A 9,824-nucleotide genomic window follows, 5' to 3' on the forward strand; every position below is an offset into this window, starting at 1 on the left:
TTGCAATTTACTTTGGTCTGCTATGCTCATTCCTCACTCCTCACTTAACTCCACTCCTCACTTAAGCTCCTACTGTATCCTAATATTATTCAAACAATCCACCTTACTAGGCGTTGAACAGCTCGTCAACGATATTGCAAACAGCAGGTCTGTGCAACCCACTTCTTTACAAAAATCAATAGCGTTTATATCAAAATATCTGAAATCACAAACATAGATTTTTGAGAAACCATGGGTGAAAAATGGTATCAGAGCATTTCCAAAGCTGTCTTTAAACACCACAAGCACTCTGCCATTGTCCACGCCCGTGTCTATCTCAGCTATCTCCTGATCCACGTTGAGTATCGCAGAATAGCAGTTCACGCCCTCTGCATAGTCAAAAAACAGCGTAGACTCCACAGGGTTTTTAAACTCCGTATCATAATACTTTACCGTCAGATCATCATTATTGTCAGGCTTATAGTAAATGAACTTATCAGGATATTTTTTCAACTCACTGTTGTAATTGCTGTAAGCATACATCGTTCCCACAAAGCCGCCTATCTCCCATTTATCGTAGGTATCAAGGTCTGGAAAATCTATTCCCGACTGATCGGCAAAAACCTGCGCCGCATAATATGCTCCCAAAGGCTGCCAGTGGTGATCCGTTCTTGAGTAGATATATTCCTTTGTATGCTCAGCCAGAGCGTCATAAACATCGGTGTTGATTATTCCGTTAAGACCTGCGGCAATGTTGTCGATATTGTCTTTCTGATCTGAAACAGCGTCCTTGAGATTGTTCGGCATATAATAAGCCGCCGAAGTCGGGATAGACATATTGTATACGTTCACGCTGTCCCCAAGGTCAGCCTTCCATTTGTTTATGGTGTTCGCATACTTGTCGCCGTTCTCGAACGTGCCATAGTATGCACCCATTGCACGGACGTTTTCGCCCTTGCCGGATACTATAACGTCACCCTCCCACTGACCGTCGTCAAGATTGTCAGGCACGTCAACTATCTTTTCGCTTTCCGTTGTTTTTTTCGTAGTTGTGCTTGTGTCGGTGGTCTTTGCATCCACAGTGGTGGTGGTCCTCGAACCTGTAAAAGCCGTTACCGTTGTTGTTTTTGCGATCTTATCCTGATCCAGCTCTTCTTTTTCCACCGTTTTGAAATCGCCAGTTATAACAGTATCGTTGAGCTTTATTCCAAGCATATTCGTGAAATCAGAGCAGAAAGATTTAAGCTTTTCTCTGTTTGGAACAGTGTCGGTAAAATATTCGGTTATTCCGCTTGTGAAGTCACCGTCAAAATATGATGACAGCGAAAATTTCGGAAAAGTCGCAAGGTTTCTGTTTTCTGACTGTATAAAACCGCTTTCACGCTTCATCACAAGCAGTGCCGCAAACACGCCGAAAACAATAAGCAGGCAAACAACAGAATTTATAACATTAAACTCCAGCTCATGAATATTGTTTTTCTTAGCCTTTTCACGTTCCTCACGACGTTTTTTTGCCTTTTCGATGCCTTTTCTGTAAGCTTCCTCTGCCTTAGCGTCGCTTTCTTCTTTTTCCACAGGATCAGGTTTCGGCTCAGATTTAGGCTCAGCCTTTTTTTCAGCTTTCCTGACAGGCCCCTGCTCTTTCTGAACAGGCACTCTGACATTTATAGTCGCCTCTACCCTGCTGGGCTTCTGAGCATTCTCAGGCTTTTTCTCAGGGCTTCTCTTGTCGATTATCTCGACCCTTTTTCCTGCGATAACAGGGCCTTTATCCTGTGCCGCTGCGTCATATTCCCTATAATAGCTGTCAGGGATCTTCAGCACGAAATTCTTCTTATTCGGCAGCTTTTTCACAGTTCCGTCTGCTGAAACTGCCACAGATATCTCTTTTTTAGTGCCGTTTATGTGATTTTTCTCTTTGGAAAATGGTATAATGACCTCATTATCAGAAGCCTTTTCCTCAGCATTTTTCTCCTGAGCTTTTTGTACAGACTGAGAATTTTCAACTTTTTCGGCTTTTTTCTCAACTTTTTTCAATGCTTCTTCATTATCATCATCAGTATTTAGCCATACGCTTTTCTTTGGCTTCAAAACAGGCTCGTCCGTCCAAATGCTGTGGCTGAGAGCCTTGTTTTTTCTGACTATCTTTTCCACTATCTCGTCATGGACAGTGGAGCTTTTCTCCGTTTCGTCAACTTTTGCCATGCTGACAGCTTCAGGCTTTTTCTTTTCCTCGCCTATGGGCTTTCCACCGAAAGTAACGCTGTCAAGATACTCTGTATAGGCTTCTGAAAGAGCCTTTGTATCAGGCAGTTTGAAGTCCTTTTCAAAATCTTTATTATTTGCCATACTCTTTCACCTGCCTAAAATCTGAAATACAAGAACGGATTGTTTGTTGTGTTCACAAGCAGAACGCTTGAGAGAACAAGTATCGCCGCATTGCATATGATACCTGCTGACTGCATAAAATAGGCTGTACCCTTTGCAGAGAGCGCCTTTTCTTTGATCTTTGGTATAACAGGCATTGTGAAAAGCACTGCCGCTGCAAAAAGCCAGATATTGTTCATGAAAAGGTGCTGTGTAACTGTGTCGGTCAGCTTGTTTCCATTTGCGCCAACAAGTGCCTTGAAGAACGTACCCAGCGAGCCGAGGTTCTCAAAATAGAATATTCCGAAGCCTATGAAAATAACAAGCTTTGTATAGATATGTGCAAGGGGTACGGGCATTTTCTTCATGCGCTTTTTGCCTATGAGCATTTCAAAGAATATGAACATTCCATAGTAAAGTCCCCAGAAAACAAAGTTCCAGCTTGCGCCGTGCCAAAGTCCTGTGCAAAACCATACAAGGAAAAGTCCTCCGTATTTTCTTCTTTTGCCGAAGATAGGGAGATAAAGCACATAATCTCTGAAAAATGAGCTAAGGGAGATATGCCACCTCTGCCAGAACTCCGAGATAGTTTTGCAGATAAAAGGATATTTAAAGTTCTCATCAAAGTGGAAGCCGAATATCCTGCCAAGACCGATAGCGATATCTGAATAGCCTGAGAAGTCAAAATAATACCACAGACCCACAAGAATTGCGCCAAGCCATGTGCCTGCCACAGAGAGGGTCTTTATATTTTCATAGCCGTTTGAAGCAGAGCCGAAAAGGGCTGTTACAATGGTGCTGAGATTATTTGCGATAATGACCTTTTTGCCAAGTCCGAGGATTATTCTTGAAAAGCCGTCGGAGATATCCTTGGCGGTGGTCTTTCTTTCGTTTATCTCCTCGCCGATAACGGAGTATCTTACGATAGGTCCTGCAACGAGCTGTGGGAACATGGATACATACAAAAGAAATCTGCCGAAGTTTTTCTGCGGCTTGACCTTGCCCCAATAGCAATCGACGGTATAGGAAATAGTCTGGAACGTATAGAAAGAGATACCGATAGGCAAAACGATATTAGGCACCGGTATGCCTAGACCGAACCAATTGTTGAGATTTTCCACAAAGAACGCCGTATACTTGAAACCGAACAGCACCCCAAGGTTAAAGACAAGCGACCATGCAAGCGCCGCTTTTGCCTGCCAGCCTTCGGGGTGTTTTTCTATCACCCGACCATTTATGTAGTCCACAAGGGAGGAAACTATGAGGATACTAACCCAGACAGGCTCGCCCCATGCGTAAAAGATAAGTGAAAACACCACCAGCACTGCATTTCTTATGGCTGTACTGCGTGTGATAAAATAACATATCAGGCACACAGGCAGGAAAAAATACAAGAAAAATAGATCTGCAAATACCACAACAAAACTCCTAACAAAAATTGATAAAACAGCCATTGTCGGCTTATTCCGACAAAAGGCGATACACATTTAAGTATATCACTGAACACTCTAAAAGTCAATTAAAACAGAGGTCTGCGGAAAGTTTTTCGGTTATGCACAAAAAAAGCCGCACAAATTGTACGGCTTAGAAATATCTAAAAATCATGTGCAAGTGACCGATAACGGGCAAACAATGTCCGCCCCTACAGAAAGTCACGCATTTACGCTGTTTAATACTTTATTTTCAGGGTCTTGCCCGGAACGCTCACGCCGTCTGACAGAGTGATAGGGAGCTTTTGCTCCTCAGAGAAGCCGATAGTTTCACCGTCTTTAAGCTCAACGCCCTCAGAAAGCACATACTCGGAGATAGAAAGCAAAAATCCAAGCAGGTCGTTAGGCTGTTTTGGAGAGTCAACTATCTCCATTTCCTCATATCCGAAAAATCTCATACCTGATGTGAAAGCGCAAAGACCTGTTTTAGCAAGATACATACCTGTGTAGATAAGAATAGGCATCGGATACTCGCCGTCTTTGATAGTTTCGGCAAAGTTCACATAGAAATTCTTCTCATAAACTGTCGGGTCTTTATAGATACCGATAGCGTTATCGAGCTTGAGCAGAGAGCTTGCCACCTTTGCGAAGAGGATAGCCTGCTCAACAGCGCTTGTTTTATTCATTACAGCGAGCATAACGTGCGCCTGATGCTTAGCGACCTCGTTTGCGCCCTCTTTCCAGAGAATATTATACTTTGCCGCATTTTCAGCTTCCTTGTTAGGAACTGGGTTAGGCATAAGTGAGCAAGCGACCACCATATCGCCAACCTTGAATACCATAGCGTTGTCTTTTACATCGTCCTGCGGAACGATGTTCCAATCGTCTTTCAGAAACTTTTTAAATCTGAGCCAATCCATGTTAGCGTCTGTGTAGAGAACGAAGCCTGCAAGGACGTTGCCTTCCTTTTTATCGTCCTTGGTTTCCTGAACGTTTTTGTTTTCTTCTGACATTTTGTTACCTCCATAAGATAAAGTCTGTTGAGGTCATTATAGCACACTTGGGGAGAAAATGCAACAGGGGGAGGTAAATGAGGAATGAGGAGTGAGGAATGAGGAATTATGGTATCGCCTGCGGCGATGATTTTTTGACCATGCTTTATCACACATTTGTATACCATGTACCTGCACAAAAACGCCGTTCCGACTTCTCGTCAGAACGGCGTGGTTATTATTCTGTTACCGCTGTTTCCTCAGCCTGCTGTGTTTCAGGCTCGTTGAAAGGCAGCTTCACTGTTATGGTAGTTCCCTTTTCAAGCTCGCTTTCAAGGGATATCTCACCGCTGTGATATGCGACTATATGCTTTACTATAGAAAGCCCTAAGCCTGTGCCGCCTATCTTCTTGGAACGGCTTTTATCAACTCGGTAAAAACGTTCAAAGATTCGGCTTTGATGTTCGTCGGATATACCTATGCCTGTGTCGCTGAACACTGCAAAAGCTTTGCCGTCCTCTATGCCGACCGTTACTTTCAGGCTTCCGCCCTCATGATTGTACTTTATGGCGTTGTCCATGAGATTCAAAAACAGTTCTGTGATATAGCTCTGATTGCCGTATATCTGAACAGGTTCGCCCTCAATGGTCATTGTGACCTCTCTATTATCTGCCTTGTGACGGAGTATCTCCTCTACGTCATGGGCGGTTTTCAGCAGGTCTATCTTATCGTTTAAAACGTGTTCCTGCTCCTCTATCTGGGAAAGCCTGATAATATCGTTTATAAGATACAAAAGTCTTTCGCTTTCACGATATATCATACCGCCGTATTTCTTCACGTCCTCTTCCTTGGTGAAAATGCCGTTTTCAAGAAGCTCGCCAAAGCCTTTTATGGTGGTAAGCGGAGTTTTAAGCTCGTGAGATACGTTGGCCGAGAAGTCACGGCGTATCTGCTCACTTTGTATCTCCTCTGTTACGTCAACAAAGAAGATTATGATACCAAAATCAAGGGTATTCTCGCTGTAGACCTTATTTGCAAAGGTACGGTAAAAACGGCTTTTTTCTGTGATGATACCTTTTGCTGCACCGCTTTCCTTGGCTTCTTCAAGCAGACCTATTATCTGCTGATCGTTTGTCATATGGTCTATCTTGGTATGCTCAGTAGGGTCAAAGCTGTTGCCGAGAATTTTCAAGGCGCTCTTATTTACCGAAAGCACTGTCATGTCCTCGTCAAGAAGTATCATGCCCTCAACCATATTTTCAGTGATAAGTGATATTTTTTCTCTCTCTGCCTTTATTTTATTCATGTTCTTATGTATTCGTCCCATAAGAACGTCCGCATTTTTTATGATAGGTTCAAGTTCTTCATAAGGCGTTTCAAACTGACCGATATTCTCGTTCCTCAGATCAAGCTGTTTTACAAGGGAATTTATCGGCTTTATCATGCTTTCTGAAAGCTTTATGGAGATTATGGTGGTGATAAAGATTATTCCTCCTGCGAACACCACCAGCATTGGTATCACTGCAAGGAACACCCCTGCAAGGTTTTCCTTATCTGTAGAAAATCTCAGCACACCGCCGTCATATTTTATGGCATAATAATATGTAGTATATCCAAGGGTTTTGGAAAATCTTGTGGATTCGCCCTCGCCATTTGCCATAGCCTCTTTGAACTCTTCACGGTCGGAGTGGTTTTCCATTTTGGCGGGATCTGCTTCAGAGTCATATTTTACATTGCCCTGTGCGTCGATAAAGGTGACACGGACATCATATTCTACTGATCTTTCCAAAATATCAGCCATTTCTGAGGGTTTATTGTTTCCTGCGGCAACGAGCTTTGCAGCGGATTTAAGCTCATTTTTAGTGAAACGCTGATAGGTAGAATATCCAAGAGAGCCTGCTACTAAAAGGAAAAACAGCACTGTACATGAAACAAGTATCGTCATGACTTTATAGAGTTTTTTCTGCATATGCTGTTCCTCCTTATCTGAAAATTTTTATATTTTGTAGCCTATGCCACGGACTGTTTTGATAAGATCCGTACAGCCTGCGGCTTCAAGCTTTTGTCTGAGGGTCTTGATGTGCATATCAACAGTTCTTGTTTCCCCTGCAAACTCATAGCCCCAGACCATTTCCATAAGCTTATCACGGCTCACGGCTATGGACTTATGGCGCATAAGATACATCAAAAGCTCAAATTCCTTATAGGTCAAAACGACCTCCTGACCGTTATATGTACAGATACGTCTTGATGCGTCAAGGGATACGCCCTGTTCTTCTATGACATCGGCTTCGGCATTCTGCTTGCCTGCACGTCTTAAAACGGCTTTTATTCTTGAAAGCAGTTCCATTACGCCGAACGGCTTTGTTATATAGTCGTCTGCGCCCATTTCAAGACCTGACACCTTATCAAGCTCGCTTGATTTTGCGGTAAGCATTATAACAGGAACGTCCTGAGTGTGGCTGTCTTTTTTGAGCTTTGAAAGTATGGAATATCCGTCCTCGTCAGGAAGCATTATGTCAAGAAGCACCAGCGAAGGCTCTTTGTTTCTTATCTCTTCATAAAACGGTTTTGCTTTTGGAAATGCTTTCACCTCATATCCGCCTGATTTAAGTGCGCAGGATATAAGCTCTCTTATTCCGTCATCGTCTTCTACACAATATATAAGTGCCATAGATCTTACCCCTTTTCGTTAAAACTCTTTAGCAGGCAGAGCGTATTTCTCGCTGTAGCGCTTGACCTGTCCGTCAAAGCCCTCGCCTGAATTTTTAAGCATCTGGACATACTCGTGGACGTCAAAGCTTTCGTCATTTTCCTGTATAAGACAGACCGCTATATTTGAGCAATGGTCTGAAACTCTTTCCAAATTTGTGAGCAGATCGGAGAACACAAAGCCCATTTCTATGGTACACTCGCCTGTTTGAAGCCTTTTTACATGGCGGTTTTTAAGCTTTGTTCTTATCTTATCCACCACTTCCTCAAGCGGTTCAACTCTTGTGGCAAGCTCCAGATCGTGCTTTTCAAAGGCTTCCATGGCGATATCCAAAACATCTCTTACAGCACTGCACATGACTTTTACTTCGGCTGTTGCCTGTGATGTAAAATTCAGATCCTTCTGCTGTTTTTCCTCGGCAACGGACACCATATTCATGGCATGGTCGGAGATACGCTCAAAGTCGCCTATAACATGAAGTATAGTTGAAACTGACTGAGAATCCTTTGCAGAAAGATCTCGGCTCGAAAGCTTTACAAGATATGTGCCGAGTCTATCCTCATAGAGGTCGACGGCTGCTTCATTTGCGGCTATCTGCTCTGCCTTTTCCTTATCGTACTTATCGACGCAGATGCTCATTGCCATGTCTATGCTTTCTTTTGCTATCTCGCCCATGCGGTTTGTAAGCTCTCTGCACTTTTCAACTGCAAAAGACGGTGACTGGAGAAATCTTTCGTCAAGAAGCTTGAACTGCTCTTCGATATTGTCCTTATTTCCCTCCCCCTCTTTGTCTTTGACAGTGAGGTAGGCAAGCTTTTCAAGGACTTTGATAAATGGCAGAAGCACGATAGATGTTGACAGGTTGAATATAGTATGCACAATAGCTATCTCCTTTGCGCCCACAACTCCGTCAACGAACGAGAAGCCGATAAAGGCATTGAGCAGATAGAAAACTGTAAGGAAAAGCAGTGTTCCTATTATATTAAAATAGAGGTGGACAACTGCAACACGCTTTGCGTTTTTGCTTGTGCCTATTGATGAAAGCAGTGCTGTTACGCAAGTACCTATATTCTGTCCTAAAATTATAGGAAGCGCTGAGCCGAAGGTTATTGCACCTGTGGCTGAGAGAGCCTGCAAGATTCCCACTGACGCTGAGGACGACTGAATGATAGCGGTAAGAAGTGCGCCTGCAAGAACGCCCAGAATAGGGTTTTTGAACCAGAGAAGCACTTCTGCGAACTCAGGAACGTCTTTAAGAGGTGCGACTGCACCGCTCATTGAGTCCATTCCGAACATGAGCACTGCAAAGCCTACGAGTATAGATGCGATATCCTTTTTCTTATCGTTTTTTGAGAATGTCAGCATTGCAACGCCTATTATCGCAAGGATAGGCGAGAACGAGGACGGCTTGAGCATATTGATAATAAAGCTGTCGCCGTTAAGTCCTGACAAAGACAATATCCACGCTGTTACGGTAGTCCCAATATTTGCGCCCATTATAACGCCTATGGCGGAATGGAGCTTCATGATGCCTGCGTTTACAAAGCCCACCAGCATTACTGTAGTGGCTGAGGAGGACTGAATGACCGCTGTTACAGAAAGTCCAAGCAACATTGCCTTGATAGGGTTTGAGGTGAGCCTTTCAAATATTTTTTCAAGCTTTCCTCCTGCGAGTTTTTCCAGCCCGTTACCCATTACATTCATTCCGTAAAGGAACATTGCAAGACCGCCTATAAGGGTCAGAACATTAAAAATCGTCATACTGACACTCCCTGATAATAATTTTACACTATTGTTACAATGTTTACAATGAACATTATACAACATAATTGTAAAATAACAAATCAGGCTGAGTAAAATCTGAGTAAAATCGTACAAGAAGAGCAAAAAGGCGGTATTTCCGCCTTTTATAATGATATTTTACATGATTCTTTCTGTTTTATGGACGCCCGTTACGGAGAATACCACCCATTCTGCGATATTTACCGCATGGTCACCGATACGCTCGAAGTATTTTGCCACCATGAGGGTATCTATAGCTTTTTCGCTGTTTGCTTTATCGGCTGCTATCTCGTCGATTATCTTATCCTTGGTCTTTACAAAAAGCTCGTCTATTTTATCGTCAGAGCTTATGACCTTTCGGGCGAGGTTCTCGTCGTCGTTCACATAGGCGTCGATAGCGTCGTTCACCATTTGTGTGGCGGCCCTTGCCATTTCACTGATATCGCTAAGATCCCATTTCTGCTTTTTCTTTATAAGCTGGATATTCAGATCTGCAATATCTGCTGACTGATCGCCAACACGCTCGATATCGGTTATCATTTTAAGTGCAGCGGACACACG

The 9,824-nt window shown here is 43.2% G+C and carries 7 protein-coding genes; all 7 read right to left on the reverse strand.

Annotation, left to right across the window (positions count from 1 at the left end):
* Positions 1-69 precede the first annotated feature (69 nt).
* On the reverse strand, positions 70-2,328 hold the full coding sequence (locus QVO88_RS05860) for a DHHW family protein (RefSeq protein ID WP_022287578.1): 2,259 nt from the start codon (positions 2,326-2,328) through the stop codon (positions 70-72).
* Positions 2,329-2,342: 14 nt separating this feature from the next.
* Positions 2,343-3,764, reverse strand: coding sequence for an MBOAT family protein (locus QVO88_RS05865; RefSeq protein WP_022287579.1), 1,422 nt, complete (start codon positions 3,762-3,764; stop codon positions 2,343-2,345).
* A 251-nt stretch (positions 3,765-4,015) separates the two neighbouring features.
* A complete protein-coding gene (locus QVO88_RS05870) occupies positions 4,016-4,789 on the reverse strand; it encodes a DUF4261 domain-containing protein (protein ID WP_022287580.1) in 774 nt (257 codons plus the stop codon).
* A gap of 217 nt (positions 4,790-5,006) precedes the next feature.
* A complete protein-coding gene (locus QVO88_RS05875) occupies positions 5,007-6,737 on the reverse strand; it encodes an ATP-binding protein (RefSeq protein WP_022287582.1) in 1,731 nt (576 codons plus the stop codon).
* Between the two features lie 27 nt (positions 6,738-6,764).
* The gene (locus QVO88_RS05880; RefSeq protein ID WP_022287583.1) at positions 6,765-7,442 is read right to left on the reverse strand and encodes a response regulator transcription factor; all 678 of its coding nucleotides are present in this window, start codon (positions 7,440-7,442) and stop codon (positions 6,765-6,767) included.
* 18 nt (positions 7,443-7,460) lie between these two features.
* Positions 7,461-9,242, reverse strand: a complete 1,782-nt coding sequence (locus QVO88_RS05885; RefSeq protein WP_022287584.1) for a Na/Pi cotransporter family protein — start codon at positions 9,240-9,242, stop codon at positions 7,461-7,463.
* A 159-nt stretch (positions 9,243-9,401) separates the two neighbouring features.
* Positions 9,402-9,824 (reverse strand): phosphate signaling complex protein PhoU (phoU, locus tag QVO88_RS05890; protein ID WP_288177816.1); only part of this gene is annotated, 423 nt, incomplete at its 5' end.

It is taken from the genome of Ruminococcus sp. CAG:57 (assembly GCF_000435935.1).
Lineage (GTDB): Bacteria > Bacillota > Clostridia > Oscillospirales > Ruminococcaceae > Hominimerdicola > Hominimerdicola aceti.